Genomic DNA, 17,664 nt, shown 5'->3' on the forward strand with positions numbered 1-17,664 from the left:
CCGAGTCACAAGAACATTAAGAGAACAAATGACTCACCAGGCAATCGGCTCGCCGTCGCGGAAGAAGCCGCCGGTCGGCCCCTCGTCGGGGAGTGTCGCGGCCCAGAGGATCGACGCCGCGCCCTCGGGAATGCTGCGCGTCGCGGAACGGCCGCCCATGTCAGTCCGCACCCAGCCGGGACAGACCGCGTTGACGCGGATGTGCCGGCCGGCCAGTTCTTCGGCGAAGATCCGGGCCAGTGCGTTCAAGCCAGCCTTGGACACCTTGTACGCCGATCCGGGCCAACCGACCTGCTCGTAGCTGCCGTCGCCGACGGTCTCGACAAATTGCGCCATCAGGTCGTCGAGGGCAGCGCGGTCGAGGTCCGGATCGAGAAACCGGCGGCGCAGGGTTGGGGCAAAACCGGTGAGCTCGCCGGCGCCTGACGAAACCATGACGACTGTTCCGCCGTCCGGTATCAGATCGACCAGCGCGTCAGTGACGTCGCGGGGGCCTGCATAGTTCGCCGCGATTGTCCGCGCGGCGATATCGGCATCGAAGCCATCGAGGGCAATGGCGGCATTATTGACCAACACGTCGAGGCTGACGCCGTCTTTCTTGAGGTCCGCGGCAAGCGCAGCGATACCATCCCTGTCGGTGACATCGAGGGTGCGCGCTTCGACCGCGACGCCATCGTCCCGCAGGCGCGCCGCTGCCTTTTCGCTATCCGCGGATCGCCGCGCGGTGAGAATAACCCGGTAGCCCTTGCGGCCGAGCTGCCGCGCGGTTTCGAACCCGAGGCCGCGGTTGGCGCCAGTCACCAGCGCGATCGGCGCAACATCCGTGTCGTTGGTCTCGGCCATGATCCTCCCCTCGTTGGATGACGCGCTTCATCTGGGGAGGCTCGGCCAGATTCGCCAGTCCAGGGTCAGCCGGCCGGCACAATAATGCGGCGGAACAGACCATCGCGGAGCACGAACTGATGCCACAGGCTGGCGATGACGTGGATGGCGATGAGGCCGACGAACAGCGGCTCGCCCAGTTCATGGAGACCCGTAAGCGGCAGGTTGAAATAGTAGGCGAGGATGCCGGTCACAGGCATGTAGATGAGGAGCCCGTAGAACAATGCGTGGACGACTTTGGCCGTGGCGGCTTGAACGCGCCCCTCGTCCGGGACCGGCGGCGGCGGGCCACGTCTCAAGCGGATCGCGATCCGCACGGCGACCAGCGCCAGGATGGCAAAGCCGGCCCACAAGTGGCTCGACGTCAGCATTTCGGTCCAGAAGCCCTGCGCCGCCGCGCCGGCCCGGTTCTCCGGCGGATCGTCGCTGAAGAACAATTGCCAGAGAACCAGTGCCGCGATCGACCAATGGAGAACGATCTGGCTGAGCGAGTAAGCCGTTGGCGCTGGAACCGCTCGATCGGGATCTGACATCTCTCTTCGCCCTTCCTGCTGGCGGGTTCACCCGCCGCACGGCCAGAGAGATAACAGTCGAATGTTGCTGGCGTTTGCCTGGAATGTATCGCTTTGTATCAGCCCGCCTCAGCCAGCCGGCCGGTTGCCGCCGATCCGGGTAGCCATTGCCTGTGCCTTCAGAGCCAATTCCGTCGCCAGGAAGCAGTGCGCCTGAGTCATCGCCGTTTCGGTGCGGTTCAGCACGCCGTCCCGCAGTTGACGGCCGTAGGTGATCTCCGTGGTCGAACAATCGATGTGGCGGACACCGTCACCATCGACCAGAAACAGATGATCGCCATGCGGCCGGCCGGCGATGTCGATGTATTTGCGCAGTTCAATGGTGCCTTCCGTACCGAGGACGATTAGTCGCCCGTCGCCCCAAACTGGCAGGCCGTCCTGAGTGAACCAGTCGACGCGTACGAACCCGGTGGCATTGTCCGAGACAATCAGCATCTGACCGAAATCCTCGAAGGTCGGATGATCCGGATGATCGAAATTAGCGACCTGGGCCGAGACGACTTCCGCCGCGTTCGCGCCGGCGAAGAACAGGAACTGCTCGGCCTGGTGCGAACCGATATCGCAGAGAATGCCACCGGTCTTGTCGCGGTCGTAGAACCAATCCGGGCGCGCATAATTGCCCTCGCGATGAGGTCCTAAACCGGTGGTCTGCATCACCTGGCCGATGGCGCCGGCCTTGACCAGTTCGCCGGCCGCGATGGTCGCCCGCTGGGTGTAGTGTTCCGAATAAAGGATCGACAAGATCCGACCGGTCTCGGCCTGAACGTCACGAAGCTCGGCAAGCTGTTCGAGGCTGGTGGCGCCGGGCTTGTCGAGCATCACGTCCTTGCCGTGGCGCATGGCCCGCACCGCCATCGGCGCGCGCTCGCACAGGATGCCGGCACCGAGAACCAGGCGGACCTCCAGGTCCTCGAGAATGGCGCGCTCGTCGGTGACGCGCTTCGCGTCGGGAAACGCCTTGGTGTAGGCGGCGGCGAGATCGTCTTCCGGCGCGTAAAAAGACTTCAGCCAGCACCCGGCGTCGATCATCACCCGGGTTTGTTCGTAGATGTGGCCGTGATTGATGCCGATCGTGGCGAAGGCAAAACCGGGCTGAGTGGACATGATGTGGCTCCGTTGGATGGTCGGGATCAGGCGCGCAGGTAGCCGAGCACCACATCCTCGGCGTGGTCACGGCGCGCGGTCATCTGCTTCCTGGATTTCAGCGGCACCTTGAAGATCACCGACAGGGTGTTGAGGTTGGAGAAGTAGAAATAGCTGAGGCTGGCTATCGAAATATAGAGCTGGACCGGATCGACGCCCTTGCGGAAGACCCCTTCGCGCTGACCGGCGGCGAGCACTTCGCCGAGCTGCTCGACGATCGGCGAGTGGAGTTTCGGGATTTCCGGGATGCGCTTCAGATACTCCGCGTGGAGCATGTTCTCGGTCGACAAAAGCCGGACGAACCACGGGTTCTTGCGGAAGTGGTCGAAGGTAAAGCGGACCAATTCGCGCATGGCGTCTTCCGGCTCCAGCGCCTCCAGCGCCAGTTTCTGCTCGCCGGCACGGATCTCGCGATAGGCTTCCAGCAGAACCGCCGAATAGAGCGCTTCCTTGTTACCGAAGTAATGATAGAGCAGTCGTTTATTGGCAGCCGCCCGCTCGGCGATCCGATCGACCCGGGCGCCATCGAGGCCATAGTCGCAGAACTCGGCGCGCGCCGCGACCAGGATATCGCGCTTGGTGCGTTCGGGGTTGCGCGGCCGATGGGCGGTCTTACGCGGTGACGGTGCCGCCGGTTCCGCCCGCATCAGCTCTTTCTCGCCACTATTGACCACGCCCGCTTCCCAATGCCCTGTGCGGCCCGACGGACCGGACCGATGCTCAACAGAATGGTGAGCACCACCAGGATACAGAAGATCATGCTGATCGGCCGTGTGAAGAAAGGTGAGGGGTCGCCGTCGGTCAGCGTCAGCCCACGCCGCAGGTTCTTGTCGATCAGCGTCCCGAGGATGATGCCGAGGACCAGCGGCGCCATTGGATAGCCCATCCGCCTCAGGAAGAAGCCGACCACACCGAAGAACAGCACGACCAGAACGTCAAAGAACCGCTGCGTGATGGCGTAGGGACCGACAACGCAGAGCACAAAGACCACCGGCATGAGACGCTCGCGGGGAATCTGCAACACCGTGAGCAGCGGCTTGGTCAGGGACAACCCGAACATCGTGATACCGATGGTCGCGATCAACAGCATCGCCACGATCTGATACACGAATGTGGGCTGGTTGATCATGATCATCGGCCCCGGATTGACATCGTGGATGTACAGGGCCGCGAGCAGCACGGCGGCCGGCGCCGATCCGGGAATCGCAAGCGTCAGCAATGGGATCAGCGCGCCGGGCACGACGGCACTGTTGCCGGTCTCGGCCGCCGTCAGACCCTCGACCGAGCCTTTGCCGAAATCCTTGGCTTCCTTGCTGGTGCGTTTGGCCGCCGCATAGGACGCCCAGGCGCCAATGTCCTCGCCAACGCCAGGGATGATGCCCACGAACGTGCCGATAACCCCGGACCGGGCGGCGGTGAATTTGTAGCGCCAAAGGTCGCGCAGTCGCGGCAGCACCCGGTCGAATTTGGTCGAGACCATCTCGGCGCGCTTGCGGTGCATCACGGTCAGCACCTCGGCGAAACCGAAGGCGCCGACCATCGCCGGAATCAGGCCGATGCCGCCCTGCAGGTCGCGGATGCCGAACGTGAAGCGGACATGGGCATGGATGCCCTCCATGCCGATCATTGCCACCAAAAGCCCGAGGATACCGGCGATGTAGCCCTTGAGCGGATTACCCATCGCCGTGAGCTGGCCGGAGATGATGACCCCGAACAGGGCGAGCCAGAAGAACTCGAACGAACCGAAATCGAGCGCGAGGTCGGAAAGCAGGGGCGCGCTGACAGCCAGGAACAGGATGCCAATCACCGTGCCGATCGCGGATGCGCTGGTGGCGATCCCCATGGCGTACCCGCCGCGGCCGGAATGGGCGAGGGGATAGCCGTCGAGCGATGTCGCCGCGTTGGCCGGCGTACCGGGAATATTGAGCAGGATGGCGCTTCGGCTGCCGCCGTAGATGGCGCCGACATACATGCAAATCAGGATCAGGATCGCTTGGGTGGGCTGCATCTGGTAGGTGAGCGTCGTCAGGAGCGCGACACCCATCGTGGCGGTCAGGCCCGGTAGCGAACCGATCATGATGCCGAGCAGGGTGGCCCAGGCCGCGTCGAACAGAGTCTGCCAAGTCATCAGCGACAACAGCGCATCGCCAAAGAAAGAAAGGCCGCTCATCGCCGCCGCCTATGGGAGCCGAACAAGGAACAGCTCGGTGAACACATAGCTGATCCCGACGCCGACAACGACACCGATGCCGAATGCCCAGGCCAGACGCTGCCAGAGCGGGCTCGGCTGGTTCCATTCAAACGCGAAGATGAACCCGGTGACGAAGATCGTCGTCGCCAGCCAGTACGGCAAGGTGCCGATCAGAACCAGCGGGTAGAACAGGCAAAGCACGATCGCGCCGAGGAGCCGGCGTCCGGCGTCGGTGAGCTTGAAACCGTTGCGGGCCAGGTCGCCCCAGCCGGTCAGACCGCCCTTGCGCACCGCCTGAACAACCAGAAGCGCACTCGTTACTCCAAGCGCCAAGCCAAGCAGGCCGGGTGTCACCCCCGGTGCACTGAAAGGATGAATCCGCCGCGCTTCGAGGCGATCCATGTTCCAGGAGCCGACGACGAACGCGACAGACAAAGCGAACAACACCGCGCCGGTCACCAGGTCGGCGCGGGCCATGCGTTGATCGTTCATAGCGAACTCGATCGAGAAACCGCGGACGTCCGCCGCCCGCGGTTTCGATTGGATCTGGTCTATTCGGCGGCCATCGCGCAGTCGATCCCATACGTGCTCGGATCGACCACCGCCTCGTCGCGGGCAACCCGTGCGCACGCCTCGGTGATGATGACCGGCATCGCCTTCTCAAGCGCGGCCTCGCCGAAAGACGGATCGAAGAAGGCGCCGCGTTCGCGCGCGTACTTCTTGAACTCCTCGGAGTTCATCACCTTCTCTCCCCAGACCTTGTCGACGGTGGCGTAAACTTCGTCCGGTGCACCGACCGGAATGAGGATGCCGAAATAGTCGGCCGAGACGTTCATGTCCGGCAGCCAGTTGGTAATCGGCGGGATCGGATCGATGCCTTCGATCTCCAGTGGCCGGTCGGCCAGCGCCGCAAGCGGACGAAGCTTGCCTGCCTTGATCAGTTCGGCCTGCTCGGAGGCGAGCTGGGTGGTCGCCAGCGCTTCGCCGCCAGCCGCCGCCAGCGCCGCCGGGGCGCCACCGTCATAGGCGATCATCCGGCCGTCCCCGCCACCGCTTTCCTTCAACGCCGCCAATGCCATGCCACCGGAGGAGTTGACGCCAGCGGTCGCCACGGTCGGCGTCTCACCGCCCTTCATCGCTTCGAGGAACGCACCCATGTCGGCAATGTCGGAGTCCGCATTGACGCTGACAACCGGTACGTTGGCGACGTGAAGGTAAATGCGATAGTCGCCAATCGATGTGTCGTCGATCAGGCCGGTGATGGCGTAGGTGGCGTTGTTGGCGACAGCATTGGCGGTCCAGGTGTAGCCGTCACGTTCGGCATCGAGCGCGGCTTGCGTGCCCGTCGCACCGGACGCGCCGGGCTGGTTGACAACCACCACCGGCTGGCCGAGCGCCTCCTCCAGAATCGGTGCAACGACGCGAGTCACCTGATCGGTCGAGCCGCCGGCGGACCACGGAACAATGATGTTGATCGGGCGATCCGGCTGCCAGTCAGCGGCGAGCGCCAGACCCGGTACAGTCAACATGGACGCTGCCAGGGCAGCGCGTGCAAAGCTCTTCATGAGTTCCTCCCTTAGGGTCGATCCGAGCGCCACGAACGCTCGATCGGCGCCGCATCCTATGGAAGGAGAGCGCCGTTGTAAATAACTAACCAGTTATTTGCGTGCGCTGGCGATTGACTCGCGACCTGGGGTCGATTAGTAACTGTTCTGTTACTTATGGACGCCGGATCGTCTTTACCAAGCCGGCAAAGGAGGGGAAGCGGCTATCGTGGCAGACCGTCGTCTCGGCATCATCATGCACGGTGTCACCGGGCGGATGGGTACCAACCAGCATCTCATCCGTTCGATCCTCGCGATCCGCGCCGACGGCGGCGTTGTGCTTGCATCGGGCGACCGGGTTGTCCCCGACCCGATCCTGATTGGCCGCAACGCCGACAAACTGAAGCGCCTTGCCGAAGCGCATGGGGTCGAACGCTGGTCGACCGATCTCGCCGCCGCCCTCGCCGATCCCGAAGACACCGTCTTCTTCGACGCCGGCACCACCCAGATGCGCCCGCAGGTGCTCGCTCAGGCGATCGCGGCCGGCAAACATGTCTATTGCGAGAAGCCGACCGCCACCACGCTCGACGAGGCCCTGGAAGTGGCACGGCTGGCGGAAGCCGCCGGCGTCAAGAACGGGGTGGTCATGGACAAACTGTTCCTGCCCGGCCTCATCAAGCTCGCCATGCTGAGGAAGGCCGGCTTCTTCGGCCGCATGCTGTCGGTCAAGGGCGACTTCGGCTACTGGGTGTTCGAGGGGGACCTGCAGCCCGCTCAGAGGCCGTCCTGGAATTATCGCAAGGAAGACGGCGGCGGCATCATCCTCGATATGCTCTGCCACTGGCGTTACGTGCTCGATCATCTGTTCGGCACGGTGACCTCCGTCTCGTGCCTCGGTGCGACCCATATCCCCGAGCGGATCGACGAAGCCGGCAAGCCCTACAAGGCGACCGCCGACGACGCCGCCTACGCCACGTTCGAACTCGACGGCGACGTGATCGCCACCATCAACTCGTCCTGGGCAACCCGGGTCTACCGCGACGACCTGGTCGTGTTTCAGGTCGATGGCACCCTCGGCTCGGCGGTCGCTGGGCTGACCACCTGCAAGGTGCAGCCGCACGTTGCCGCGCCACGGCCGGTTTGGAACCCGGACGAACGCCAGACCCACGACTTCCGCGCCGACTGGCAGGAAATCCCTGACACCCAGACCTATCCCAACGGCTTCCGTAATCAATGGGAGCAGTTCATCCGCCACGTGGTCGACGATGGACCATGGACGTTTTCGCTGCGCGAGGGCGCTAAGGGCCTGCAGCTCGTCGATGCCGGTCTCGACAGTTGGCGCGACCGCCGCTGGGTCGATGTCCCGGCTTTGCCGGCTTGAGCATCATGTCCGAGCTTCAACTCCCTACCGCCGACGGAATTCTCGAACCCTTCCGGTTCGGCGACGCCAGCCCGTTCCCTGCCACCGCTGACGGTGTCTTCAACCGGGTCTCCTTCGCCGCCGCTCATGTGGTTTCCGATCCGCTGACCGATAATGACCCATGGCTCGATGCGGCAATCGATTGGGATACGACCATCGCCTATCGCCGTCATCTCTGGGGGCTCGGGTTCTCGGTCGCCGAAGCTATGGACACCGCCCAACGCGGCATGGGCCTCGACTGGCCGAACGCGCTCGAATTGATCCGCCGCGCCACCGACGCCGCCAAGGCCGATGGTCACCGCAAGCTCGCCGCCGGGGTTGGCACCGATCACCTCGACCCCACCAACGCGCGGACTGTCAACGACGTCATCGCCGCCTACGAAACCCAGATGGAAGCGGTCGAGGCGGCCGGTGCGCCGATCATCCTGATGGCGAGCCGGGCACTGGCCAAAGTCGCGAAGTCGGCGGACGACTATCGCACGGTGTACGGCCGCCTACTCGGGCAAGCGCGGGAACCGGTGATCCTCCACTGGCTCGGCGCCATGTTCGATCCGGCGCTGGCCGGCTATTGGGGCACCGACGACATCCCGACGGCGATGGCGATCGCCCTCGACGTCATCGCCGCCCATCCCGACAAGGTCGACGGGATCAAGATTTCGCTACTGGAGGAGCGTTGGGAAGTTGAGATGCGGCGCCAGTTGCCGGTAGGTGTGCGTATGTACACCGGCGACGACTTCAACTTCGCCGATCTGATCTTCGGCGACGAGCAAGGCCACTCCGACGCCCTGCTCGGCATCTTCGATGCCATCGCCCCAGCGGCGGCTGCAGCATTGGCAAAACTCGCTGCCGACGACGAGGCCGGCTTCCGCGCCGCTTTGGAGCCGACCGTGCCGCTGTCACGGCTGATCTTCGAGGCGCCGACTCGCTTCTACAAGACCGGCATCGTCTTCCTCGCCTGGCTGAACGGTCACCAGGACCACTTCACCATGGTTGGCGGGCAGGAGAGCGCCCGTTCCGTCATACATCTGTCCGCCGTCGCCCGCCTCGCCGACGCGGCAGGGTTGATCGTCGATCCCGATGCGGCGACGGCCCGGCTGAAGACGTATCTGGCGCTCCACGGGATTGCCTGAACCGATGCGCGATCTCGCCGCCGACACGGACCTGCGTCATCTGTCGCTCAACACAGCCACAGTCCGGGCCCAAGGCGATCTCCTCACCATCTTCGACGCTGCAGCTCGACACGGCATCTCGGTCGTTTCGCCATGGCGCGATCAGGTCGCAGCGGTCGGCCTCGATCGGGCGGTCCGCGCCGTGAAGGATAGCGGCTTCTTGCTCTCCGGCTATTGCCGCGGCGGCCTGTTCCCCACCGACGATGCCCATCGCCAGGCCGAGCGCGACGACAACCGCCGGGCGGTCGACGAGGCGCTTGCCCTGGGCGCGCCGTGCCTCGTCATTGTCGTCGGCGGGTTGCCGCAATACGCCCGGCCTGAGTCCGCACCTTCAAACGACATCGCCGACGCACGCGCGCAAGTGACGGACGGCCTCGCGGCCATGCTCGATTATGCGGAGACGGTCGGTATGCCGCTCGCTCTGGAGCCGCTCCACCCGATGACCGCCGCCGAGCGTTCTTGCGTCAACACACTGCGCCAGGCCCTCGACATCTGCGACGCGCTCGATCCGGACCGCAACCGCGGCCTCGGCATCACCCTTGACGTCTATCACGTCTGGTGGGACTTCGAGGTCATGGCGCAAATCGAGCGGATGGGACGGGACCGCCTCCTTGCTTTCCACGTCTGCGACTGGCTGGCACCGACTGCCGATCTGGTCACCGATCGCGGCATGATGGGCGACGGAGTGATCGAAATCCCGAAGCTGCGCGCCGCCGTCGAGGCGCTCGGCTTCGACGGTGCGTGCGAAGTCGAGATCCTGTCCGATGCCTGGTGGGCGCGGCCGCTCGACGAGGTCCTGACCGTTATGATCGAGCGCTATCACACCGCTTGTTGAAGTGGCTCCGGCCGGGCGTCTTCTTGCCGAACACGCTAGCGACACCGGAGACCGGAGTTGTATCAAAGTGTGTCAACACTGGCGCTTCCCTTGCAGGGGCCGAGCGCGGCCTCCACATACCGGTGATCGGAGGCAACAAACGTATGCAGTACCGAACCATCCAGTTTCAGCCGAACAGCTGGCAATCCCGGATCGCCGTCGTTCTGGGCTCGGCTCTGGCGATCGGCGTCGCCGTCGCCTTCGTTCTCCTGTCGCTGACGCTCGCGGTCATCCTGCTCCCGCTGGTCGCGATTCTAATCGCCGTCGGCTGGTGGCGCTGGCGCAAGATCCAGGCGGCGATGCGCGAGCAGGCCGCCGCCCAGCAGAAGCGCCGCGGCGACGGCCCGACCATCGAGATCGACTATCGCGTCGCCGGCGATCCAGACCCGAACCGTCGGGAATAGCCGCTACGCCGGCTCGATGTACTTCCCGTAAATCCAGGCGGTGCGATATTCGCCCGTGCTGTAGGGGTCGACCCAGGTTTCGCACCACTGGTAGCGCACCGCTTGGCGCTGTTTCCACGCCGGCCAGCCGGCGATGTGATCGAGGCTGACGCCGCCGGTGCATTTGCCGGTCATCGAAAGAACCGTCGTATTCGGATAAGCGACGAGGATCTGTGACTGGTTGCTCGGCCAGGCACGGACGTTGAGCGTGTCGCCCGGCGGTACGTCGATGATCGACCAGGCGTAGAACGCCGCGGCGTTCGCCGACGGAAGCGGCGCGACGATTACCGCCACCGTAGCGATCATGGCGATGATCCCGGTCCGGATGAAATTCATGGTCCCTGTCTCCTGTCTCGCCCGTCCGTTGAGCCGGGCAACGCGCCAACCTTGGGCGTGGTCATGCCCGATTTCGGCTGAACCGGCTGTGAACGAGGTCGACAGGTCGCCTTAACCTTCCGGAACGATCAGGAGTGTCTGGACACGGGGCAGAGTCGCCCGCGACAGGGTTACCACCGGCAACGGATTGGTTTCGACCGCGAAATCCTCGCTGAGATTGGTGACGAAGCGCTGGAGACTCGCGGTACCGAAATAATGCATCGGGATGATCAGCGGCGCGTTGATCTGTTTCAGCACCGTGATCATGTCGTTGACGTTGAGGGTGTAACCCCCATCGACCGGGGCGAGCACCACGTCGATCCGCCCGAGCGCGGCGAGATGGGCCGGTGTGAGCGTGTGGTGCAAATGGCCGAGATGAGCGATGCACAGCCCCGACACCTCGAATACGAACATCGAGTTCTGGTCGCGCTGCAAGGTCGCCGAGGTCCCGAAACCGCCGCGAACGTTAGTGGTGACGTTGCGGATCCAGACGTCATCGACGGTAACGTCGTGTTTCGCCGGGACGTCATCCTCGCCCCAGCCACGGAGTACGTAGCGGATGCCCGGGTCGGGATTGTTGGTGTAGTGCGAGATATGCGCCCGGTTCATCGTGACGATATCCGGGATCGTCGGCGGCCGGGTCGATGCGCTATAGTCGGTGACTGCGGTCACGCCGAGCGGGCTCTCGATGTAGAAACTTGCGTGGCCGATGAAGGTGAGGCGGACCTCGCCCTCCTGGAGGGCAGCAACGTTGAGCGATGCCGGGATCGGAGCCTCGTTCCAGGCGACGAAGCGCGGGCAGCGCTCCGGCTCCACCTGTGCCACCGCCGGTGCGGTAAGAACCAAAGCGCCGAGGGTCGCCAGAGCGAGGGTGCGGGTGAGGCAAACCATTACCGTCTCCACCAATGTCACGCGCCCCGCCTTGGACTTTGGCACGGACCGGGCGGTCTCGCCAAGCCACTGCACGTTGTTTGCTACCGTGGTGGCGGCCATTGCCCGAAGACCAGAGGTTGGAGAGGTTGGAGCTGCACCGCCTCCCGGTCGATATCGCCTCCGGCACCGGTGTGAGGCGCTCGACCGCTGCGTGAGGTTCCTTGGGCCCTCCCCCCTGAAAACCGAAGTCGCTATGGTACCGTCAAGCCTAGCCGTGGAATGATCCGCCGCCGTGACGGCGGCCCGCTGTCAAACGAGCGAAACGAGGGAGGTGGCGTGTTGGACGAGAGGGTGTCGGCAGTAACCGGCTCAACCCGTCGTGGTCTCTCGAAGGTCGCGGTGGTCTATGAAGAACTGCGCAACGCCATTGTGCAGCTTGAACTCGCACCGGGCGCGCGCATCGACAAGCCGGCGCTCTGCGCCCGGCTTGGCGTATCGCGACAACCGCTCGCCGAAGCGGTCGCCCGCCTTGCCGACGAGCGTCTGGTCAAGATCGAACCGCAAAAGGGCACGTTCGTTACCCGGATACGCATGGGCGACGTGGCCGAAGCGAACTTCGTCAGACGATCATTGGAGACCGCGACTGTCGAGGCCATCGCACCTGAAGCGGACGCCGACCTCGTCCAGCAACTGAAACGAATCGTCGATCGCCAGGAAGCGGCACTGACAGCCGACGACATCGACGAATTCTATCGCCTCGACCTTCGGTTCCACCGGGCGCTTCAGGACGCCCTGGCGATGCCTCGCGTCGCTGAGACGATCGAAACCGCCCGAGCACAGCTGGAACGCGTGCGCCGCTTGCTGTTGCCGTACGCCCGCCGCGCGACGGATACCGTTGCGGAGCACCAGACGATTATCGCGGCGCTCGCCGTCCACGATCCCGAGGCCGCCAAAGCCGCGATGGCGGCGCATCTCGACACCGGCATCGCCGAACTCCGCGATTTCGCAAGCCGCCGGCCGGAATTGTTTGAGGCCTAGAGGGCCCGCCCTAGCTCGATTTCTGCGCAGCGGGAAGTGCCGGTCCAGACGCGATGGGCGGCCGCTCATCCGCTTCGCGCTTCAGCCGGTCGATCTCGATCTTCTCGTCACGCGCCAACCGGCGCCAGCGGCCCTGCCGGAACCACACCGCGACCCCGCCGACGACGACTCCGATCACCAGCGCGGCGAACAGGAGCACGAAAAGCGGCACCGACACCGACAGGGTCGGCGTCATCGTATCGAACGGATCGAACGATAAGGTCACCGCATGGCGATTGGCCACCGACAGGATGATCAGGACCACCGCCAGCGGCACCACCAGGATGTAAAAGACAAACCGTCGCATCGGTTATCGTACGCGACTGAGGCGCCTGTTCCGCGGCATCAGCCGGCGCGACCAGCGCCGCTCAGCGGTTGTTCAGACGCTCGCGCATCTCCTTACCGGTCTTAAAGAAGGGAACGTATTTCTCGGTGACTTCGACCCGCGTGCCGGTCCGTGGATTGCGTCCGACACGGGCCGGACGATTCTTGACCGAAAACGCTCCGAATCCGCGGAGTTCAACACGGTCGCCGCGCGCCAGGGCGTCGGTGATTTCGTCAAGAATGGCGTTGACGATGTGCTCGACATCGCGCTGGTAGAGGTGTGGGTTCTGCTCGGCAATCCGTTGAACCAGCTCCGACTTGATCATTAATGCGCCCCTTCCGCGGGTCCGTTGCTCCCGCCACCTTGAGCCTGCCAAACCGACATGAGACCGTCAACCGGGAGTCGCGGCAACAAGCGGTCGAGGCCGGCGGGAACGTCGGGCGCGAGACCAAATTGTCGCGCCAGCCAGACGGTCACGACGTCAGCCGAGAGCAGGCTGCGGCTCGGTCGCTCCGGCTGCCAGTCGCGCACGGGCAGGTCGCGATCGACACCCTGATCCTCCAGCCAGTCGAGGGCAGCTTCCTCGCCGCCGATCGCATCGATCAGATTGGCATCGAGCGCCTGCCGGCCGGTGAAGATACGGCCATCGGCCAGCACCAGCGCGTCGTCGCGGGCAAAATCCCGCCGCTCCGCGACGATATCGACGAACCAGTTGTAGCTGTCGCCGACAATGCCCTGGATTACCGCCAGTGCTTCCGGTGACGGTGGCTTGAACAGCGACGGAGCGGCTTTCAGCGGATCGCTCTTAACCTCCCCGACGGCAATGCCGAGCTTGTCGAGAAGGCCGCCGACTTCCGGATACTGGAAAATGACCCCGATCGACCCGGTGATCGTTGAGCGGCGGGCGATGACGTGATCGGTGGCGATCGCCGCCATATAGGCGGCGGAAGCCCCAACCGTGCCCATGGTGGCGACGGTGGGTTTTTCGTCAGCCAAACGCCGCAGCGCTTCGTAGAGGGCCTCGCCGCCGGCCGTGACCCCGCCGGTCGAATCGATCGCAACGATGACGCCGGCAACGCCGTCGTCATCGGCGATGCGCTCAAGCATCTGCAGTTGCGCCCGGTCTTCTGTGATGAAGCCGGAGATGGATACACGAGCGATCTGCGGGACGGTCAGGCCGAGGCCGATGATGCCGCCGCCAGAGACCAGCGCCGTCGCGGCGATCAGGGCGATGGCCGCGGCGATGAAGGCCACCACCCGCCACAAGGAAAGTTTTCGCCGCAAGCTGCGGCGGTCAGCGATCTGGTCCGGGGTCAGGTTCACGCGGCCTCCTCACGCCGCCGGCGCGCCCCAGCGCCGGCTGTCGTCGATGGGGTAGCCGCTCTTCTTCAATCAGGCAAGCCGTGGAATAGACGCTGGCGATCGCTTCGGTTAGGGTCGCGACCATGTTGACGGTGTGGGGCAGAGCAAATTCGATCAACGTCCAGAAGGTCCTGTGGACTCTGGCCGAACTTGACCTCAATTACGAACGGATCGATGCCGGTATGGCCTTCGGCGGCCTGGATACCGACGCGTATCAGGCCCGAAACCCCAACCGGCTCATTCCGACGATCGACGACAACGGCTTCGTCCTTTGGGAATCGAACGTCATTGTCCGCTACCTGTCTGCCACCTATGGCGCTGGGACCCTGTGCCCGACCGATGCCCACGCCCGCTTCCACGCCGAGAGCTGGATGGATTGGCAGGCAACGTCGATCTACCCGGATCTGGCGCCGGTGTTCCTCGGTCTCATCCGCAATGTCGCGGAGTTCGCCGCGCCGGAAACCATCGCCGCCAGCGTCGCCAAGTGCGAGCGATGGCTCGGAATTCTCGACGCCCATCTGGCCGACCGGCCTTTTGTCAACGGCGACAACTTCACCATGGCGGACATACCGGTCGGTGCCACGGCCAACCGCTGGTACCGCTTGCCGGTCGACCGTGAGCCGCATGCCCACGTCGAGGCCTGGCTCAACCGCCTACGGGAACGGCCGGCCTTCGCCGCACATCTGGATATGCCGCTCAGCTAGGAATCGAAAAGGGCCCGCCGAAGCGGGCCCTTTTGGTTCGTAACGACGCCGGAGATTGCGTCAGCTTTTCTCTTCGCTGCTCTCTTCGGCCGCGGTTTCCTCGGCGGGCGATTCCTCGACGGTCTCAGCTTCCGGCGTGGCCGCGGTGGCCGACTCCTCGGCCTCGCCTTCGTCGCCGCGCGCCTTCAAGGCAGCGCCGAGAATATCACCGAGCGAGGCACCGGAATCGGTTGAGCCGTACTGGGCCACCGCTTCCTTCTCCTCGGCGATCTCCAGCGCCTTGATCGACACCGAGACCTTGCGCGCCTTCTTGTCAAAGTTCGTGACCCGCGCGTCGACCTTCTCGCCTTGGGCGAAGCGTTCCGGCCGCTGTTCGGACCGATCCCGCGACAGGTCGGAACGGCGAATGAACGTCGTCAGATCGGTGTCGACGATCTTGACCTCGAGGCCAGAGTCCTTGACTTCGAGAACCTCGCAGGTGACCACCGAGCCCTTGCGGACTTCGCCGGCGGCCGCGACGAACGGGTCGCCGCCAACCTGCTTGATGCCGAGCGAGATGCGCTCCTTCTCGACATCCACATCGAGCACCTGGGCGTTGACCACATCGCCGCGATTGTAGTCGTCGATCGCCTGTTCGCCGGGGCGGTTCCAGTCGAGATCCGACAGGTGGACCATGCCATCGACATCGCCTTCGAGGCCGATGAACAGACCGAACTCCGTCTTGTTCTTGACCTCGCCTTCGACCGTGGAGCCGACCGGGTGGTTGGCGGCGAAGCTGTCCCAAGGATTGTCGAGGGTTTGCTTGAGGCCGAGCGAGATGCGGCGCTTGACCGGGTCGACCTCGAGGATCATCACCTCGACTTCCTGCGAGGTCGAGACGATCTTGCCGGGGTGGACGTTCTTCTTGGTCCACGACATCTCGGAGACGTGGATCAGCCCCTCGATGCCCGGTTCCAGTTCGACGAAGGCGCCGTAGTCGGTGATGTTGGTGACCCGTCCCTTGAACTTGACCTCAATCGGATACTTGGCCTCGATGCCCTCCCACGGATCGGCTTCGAGCTGCTTCATGCCCAGCGAAATCCGGTGGGTCTCGTGATTGACCCGGATGATCTGGACCTTGACCGTCTGACCGATGGTCAGGACCTCGCTCGGATGGTTGATCCGCCGCCACGCGATGTCGGTGACGTGGAGCAGACCATCGATGCCGCCGAGGTCGACGAACGCACCGTAGTCGGTGATGTTCTTGACCACGCCGTCGATGATCTGGCCTTCCTCGAGGCTCTGGACCAGCTCGGACCGCTGTTCGGCGCGGGTCTCCTCGAGCACCGTACGGCGGGAGACGACGATGTTGCCGCGCCGCTTGTCCATCTTGAGGATCTGGAACGGCTGCGGCGTATGCATCAACGGGGTGACGTCGCGCACGGGCCGGATATCGACCTGGCTGCGCGGCAGGAAGGCGACGGCGCCGTCAAGATCGACTGTGAAACCGCCCTTGACCTGGTTGAAGATGACGCCGGACACCTTGTCGCCGTTGTTGAACGAGACTTCCAGGCGCACCCAGCTTTCCTCGCGGCGCGCCTTCTCGCGCGACAGAACGGCCTCGCCGAGGGCATTCTCGATCCGTTCGAGATAGACCTCGACCTCGTCGCCGACGCCGATCTCGGCGTCCTGGCCGGCGACGCTGAATTCCTTGAGTGGGACGCGGCCCTCGGTCTTCAGACCGACATCGATGACCGCGAGGTCCTTCTCGACGGCGACGACCTTACCTTTGACAACACTTCCCTCGCTCTGCTCCTCGGCGAGAAAGCTCTCCTCGAGCAGGGCGGCAAAATCTTCTTTGGACGGTTGTTGAGCTACAGACATTGATACTCCGGGTACGACGACGCGCCCGCCGCCGGTTGGTGTTGATCGGCCGAGATCGCGACCTGCTGTCTGATCCCCACACGACGCGGAGCGGCGCTTGAGGTCATCATCTCGGTAGTCTCGGTTCAGTGCTGACCGCCTCGCGGCGGCTCGTCCGGCCGTTCGGATAACGTAAAAAGCGGGCGATGCCGTTCGGCATCCCCGTCACGCGCGCTCGTCTCTCGCCTGATCGACGATATCCACAGCCGAGCGAAACGCGGTTTCTATATCCATTCCGGTCGTGTCGAGCAAGTAAGCATCGGGGGCTGGTTTTAAAGGGGCCACCGCCCGTTCGGCGTCGCGGCGGTCGCGCCGCGACAGATCGGCGAGAATATCGGCATCCCTCGCCGTTCCGCCGCGCGACCGGATCTCGGCGGCGCGGCGGCGCGCCCGGGTCGCGGGATCGGCGGTAACGAACAGCTTGGCGGCCGCATCGGGAAGCACGACGGTGCCGATGTCGCGTCCGTCCAGCACTGCGCCGGCGCCCGTATGGGCGAACGCGCGCTGGCGGGAGACCAGAGCAGATCGCAGGTCCGGCATGACCGCCACCCGCGACGCCGCCTCGCCGATGCCATGCCGGTTGAGCCGCTCGCGATCGAGCGATGCGAGGTCGAGCTGCTCAGCGACCGCGACTGCGGCCGCTTCGTCGTCAAGCGCACGATGAGCGGCGAGAAGTGCTGCCCCGACGGCGCGAAACGTCAGACCGGTGTCGAGATGGCATAAGCCATAATGAGCCGCGAGGCGGCGGGCGAGCGTTCCCTTCCCCGACGCGGCCGGACCGTCGATGGCAATCAGCAGCGGTGCGTGA

The 17,664-nt window shown here is 64.5% G+C and carries 20 protein-coding genes; 6 read left to right on the forward strand and 14 right to left on the reverse strand.

The window, feature by feature from the left end:
• Positions 1-33: 33 nt before the first annotated feature.
• From ACO076_RS04540 to ACO076_RS04570, 7 genes are all read right to left on the reverse strand, one after another.
• A complete protein-coding gene (locus ACO076_RS04540; RefSeq protein ID WP_421725543.1) occupies positions 34-843 on the reverse strand; it encodes an SDR family NAD(P)-dependent oxidoreductase in 810 nt (269 codons plus the stop codon).
• A 65-nt stretch (positions 844-908) separates the two neighbouring features.
• Positions 909-1,415: a cytochrome b gene (locus ACO076_RS04545; protein WP_421725544.1), complete on the reverse strand. Its 507-nt coding sequence runs from the start codon at positions 1,413-1,415 to the stop codon at positions 909-911.
• Positions 1,416-1,523: 108 nt separating this feature from the next.
• On the reverse strand, positions 1,524-2,558 hold the full coding sequence (locus ACO076_RS04550) for a Gfo/Idh/MocA family protein (protein ID WP_421725545.1): 1,035 nt from the start codon (positions 2,556-2,558) through the stop codon (positions 1,524-1,526).
• 26 nt (positions 2,559-2,584) lie between these two features.
• Entirely contained in the window at positions 2,585-3,271 is a 687-nt protein-coding gene (locus tag ACO076_RS04555) for a TetR family transcriptional regulator (protein ID WP_421725546.1), read from the reverse strand.
• Complete coding sequence (locus ACO076_RS04560; protein WP_421725547.1) at positions 3,244-4,767, reverse strand: tripartite tricarboxylate transporter permease; 1,524 nt, start codon at positions 4,765-4,767, stop codon at positions 3,244-3,246. The genes ACO076_RS04555 and ACO076_RS04560 overlap by 28 nt, the downstream gene beginning before the upstream one ends.
• 9 nt (positions 4,768-4,776) lie before the next feature.
• Entirely contained in the window at positions 4,777-5,280 is a 504-nt protein-coding gene (locus ACO076_RS04565) for a tripartite tricarboxylate transporter TctB family protein (protein WP_421725548.1), read from the reverse strand.
• Between the two features lie 59 nt (positions 5,281-5,339).
• On the reverse strand, positions 5,340-6,353 hold the full coding sequence (locus tag ACO076_RS04570) for a Bug family tripartite tricarboxylate transporter substrate binding protein (RefSeq protein WP_421725549.1): 1,014 nt from the start codon (positions 6,351-6,353) through the stop codon (positions 5,340-5,342).
• A gap of 235 nt (positions 6,354-6,588) precedes the next feature.
• Here ACO076_RS04570 and ACO076_RS04575 point away from each other — a divergent pair, with 235 nt between their 5' ends.
• The 4 genes from ACO076_RS04575 to ACO076_RS04590 all read left to right on the forward strand — a co-directional run bounded on the left by ACO076_RS04575 (position 6,589) and on the right by ACO076_RS04590 (position 10,199).
• Entirely contained in the window at positions 6,589-7,713 is a 1,125-nt protein-coding gene (locus tag ACO076_RS04575; protein WP_421726670.1) for a Gfo/Idh/MocA family protein, read from the forward strand.
• Positions 7,714-7,718: 5 nt separating this feature from the next.
• Positions 7,719-8,882, forward strand: a complete 1,164-nt coding sequence (locus tag ACO076_RS04580) for a dihydrodipicolinate synthase family protein (protein ID WP_421725550.1) — start codon at positions 7,719-7,721, stop codon at positions 8,880-8,882.
• Between the two features lie 4 nt (positions 8,883-8,886).
• On the forward strand, positions 8,887-9,756 hold the full coding sequence (locus ACO076_RS04585) for a sugar phosphate isomerase/epimerase family protein (protein WP_421725551.1): 870 nt from the start codon (positions 8,887-8,889) through the stop codon (positions 9,754-9,756).
• Between the two features lie 143 nt (positions 9,757-9,899).
• Positions 9,900-10,199 carry a hypothetical protein gene (locus ACO076_RS04590; protein ID WP_421725552.1) on the forward strand — a complete coding sequence of 100 codons (300 nt, stop codon included), beginning with the start codon at positions 9,900-9,902 and terminating at the stop codon, positions 10,197-10,199.
• Positions 10,200-10,202: 3 nt separating this feature from the next.
• Here ACO076_RS04590 and ACO076_RS04595 read toward each other — a convergent pair whose 3' ends face one another.
• Together ACO076_RS04595 and ACO076_RS04600 are read right to left on the reverse strand one after the other, a co-directional pair.
• Positions 10,203-10,574: an SH3 domain-containing protein gene (locus ACO076_RS04595; RefSeq protein WP_421725553.1), complete on the reverse strand. Its 372-nt coding sequence runs from the start codon at positions 10,572-10,574 to the stop codon at positions 10,203-10,205.
• Between the two features lie 111 nt (positions 10,575-10,685).
• Positions 10,686-11,606 carry an MBL fold metallo-hydrolase gene (locus ACO076_RS04600; RefSeq protein ID WP_421725554.1) on the reverse strand — a complete coding sequence of 307 codons (921 nt, stop codon included), beginning with the start codon at positions 11,604-11,606 and terminating at the stop codon, positions 10,686-10,688.
• 216 nt (positions 11,607-11,822) lie between these two features.
• On the opposite strand from ACO076_RS04600, the gene ACO076_RS04605 reads away from it, so the two are divergent.
• A complete protein-coding gene (locus ACO076_RS04605) occupies positions 11,823-12,524 on the forward strand; it encodes a GntR family transcriptional regulator (RefSeq protein WP_421725555.1) in 702 nt (233 codons plus the stop codon).
• Between the two features lie 10 nt (positions 12,525-12,534).
• On the opposite strand, the gene ACO076_RS04610 is transcribed toward ACO076_RS04605, so the two are convergent.
• From ACO076_RS04610 to sppA, 3 genes are all read right to left on the reverse strand, one after another.
• On the reverse strand, positions 12,535-12,870 hold the full coding sequence (locus tag ACO076_RS04610) for a lipopolysaccharide assembly protein LapA domain-containing protein (protein ID WP_421725556.1): 336 nt from the start codon (positions 12,868-12,870) through the stop codon (positions 12,535-12,537).
• A gap of 61 nt (positions 12,871-12,931) precedes the next feature.
• On the reverse strand, positions 12,932-13,213 hold the full coding sequence (locus ACO076_RS04615) for an integration host factor subunit beta (RefSeq protein ID WP_421725557.1): 282 nt from the start codon (positions 13,211-13,213) through the stop codon (positions 12,932-12,934).
• The gene (gene sppA / locus ACO076_RS04620; protein ID WP_421725558.1) at positions 13,213-14,211 is read right to left on the reverse strand and encodes a signal peptide peptidase SppA; all 999 of its coding nucleotides are present in this window, start codon (positions 14,209-14,211) and stop codon (positions 13,213-13,215) included. Before sppA ends, ACO076_RS04615 begins: the two co-directional genes overlap by 1 nt.
• A gap of 122 nt (positions 14,212-14,333) precedes the next feature.
• Here sppA and ACO076_RS04625 point away from each other — a divergent pair, with 122 nt between their 5' ends.
• Entirely contained in the window at positions 14,334-14,954 is a 621-nt protein-coding gene (locus ACO076_RS04625; protein WP_421725559.1) for a glutathione S-transferase family protein, read from the forward strand.
• Positions 14,955-15,014: 60 nt separating this feature from the next.
• Here ACO076_RS04625 and rpsA read toward each other — a convergent pair whose 3' ends face one another.
• On the reverse strand, positions 15,015-16,817 hold the full coding sequence (gene rpsA, locus ACO076_RS04630; protein ID WP_421725560.1) for a 30S ribosomal protein S1: 1,803 nt from the start codon (positions 16,815-16,817) through the stop codon (positions 15,015-15,017).
• 204 nt (positions 16,818-17,021) lie between these two features.
• Positions 17,022-17,654 (reverse strand): (d)CMP kinase, encoded by a 633-nt coding sequence (gene cmk, locus ACO076_RS04635; protein WP_421726671.1) that lies wholly within the window; start codon positions 17,652-17,654, stop codon positions 17,022-17,024.
• Positions 17,655-17,664 lie beyond the last annotated feature (10 nt).

This window comes from Bauldia sp. (genome assembly GCF_965232525.1).
Lineage (GTDB): Bacteria > Pseudomonadota > Alphaproteobacteria > Rhizobiales > Kaistiaceae > Bauldia.

Coding starts and splice junctions, on each gene's coding strand:
- ACO076_RS04600 (WP_421725554.1), bottom strand. CDS start 11,606: ATGGCCGCCACCACGGTAGCAAACAACGTGCAGTGGCTTGGCGAGACC.
- ACO076_RS04625 (WP_421725559.1), top strand. CDS start 14,334: ATGTTGACGGTGTGGGGCAGAGCAAATTCGATCAACGTCCAGAAGGTC.
- ACO076_RS04610 (WP_421725556.1), bottom strand. CDS start 12,870: ATGCGACGGTTTGTCTTTTACATCCTGGTGGTGCCGCTGGCGGTGGTC.
- ACO076_RS04575 (WP_421726670.1), top strand. CDS start 6,589: ATGCACGGTGTCACCGGGCGGATGGGTACCAACCAGCATCTCATCCGT.
- ACO076_RS04595 (WP_421725553.1), bottom strand. CDS start 10,574: ATGAATTTCATCCGGACCGGGATCATCGCCATGATCGCTACGGTGGCG.
- ACO076_RS04590 (WP_421725552.1), top strand. CDS start 9,900: ATGCAGTACCGAACCATCCAGTTTCAGCCGAACAGCTGGCAATCCCGG.
- ACO076_RS04580 (WP_421725550.1), top strand. CDS start 7,719: ATGTCCGAGCTTCAACTCCCTACCGCCGACGGAATTCTCGAACCCTTC.
- ACO076_RS04545 (WP_421725544.1), bottom strand. CDS start 1,415: ATGTCAGATCCCGATCGAGCGGTTCCAGCGCCAACGGCTTACTCGCTC.
- ACO076_RS04585 (WP_421725551.1), top strand. CDS start 8,887: ATGCGCGATCTCGCCGCCGACACGGACCTGCGTCATCTGTCGCTCAAC.
- ACO076_RS04615 (WP_421725557.1), bottom strand. CDS start 13,213: ATGATCAAGTCGGAGCTGGTTCAACGGATTGCCGAGCAGAACCCACAC.
- ACO076_RS04550 (WP_421725545.1), bottom strand. CDS start 2,558: ATGTCCACTCAGCCCGGTTTTGCCTTCGCCACGATCGGCATCAATCAC.
- ACO076_RS04570 (WP_421725549.1), bottom strand. CDS start 6,353: ATGAAGAGCTTTGCACGCGCTGCCCTGGCAGCGTCCATGTTGACTGTA.
- rpsA (WP_421725560.1), bottom strand. CDS start 16,817: ATGTCTGTAGCTCAACAACCGTCCAAAGAAGATTTTGCCGCCCTGCTC.
- ACO076_RS04540 (WP_421725543.1), bottom strand. CDS start 843: ATGGCCGAGACCAACGACACGGATGTTGCGCCGATCGCGCTGGTGACT.
- ACO076_RS04565 (WP_421725548.1), bottom strand. CDS start 5,280: ATGAACGATCAACGCATGGCCCGCGCCGACCTGGTGACCGGCGCGGTG.
- ACO076_RS04560 (WP_421725547.1), bottom strand. CDS start 4,767: ATGAGCGGCCTTTCTTTCTTTGGCGATGCGCTGTTGTCGCTGATGACT.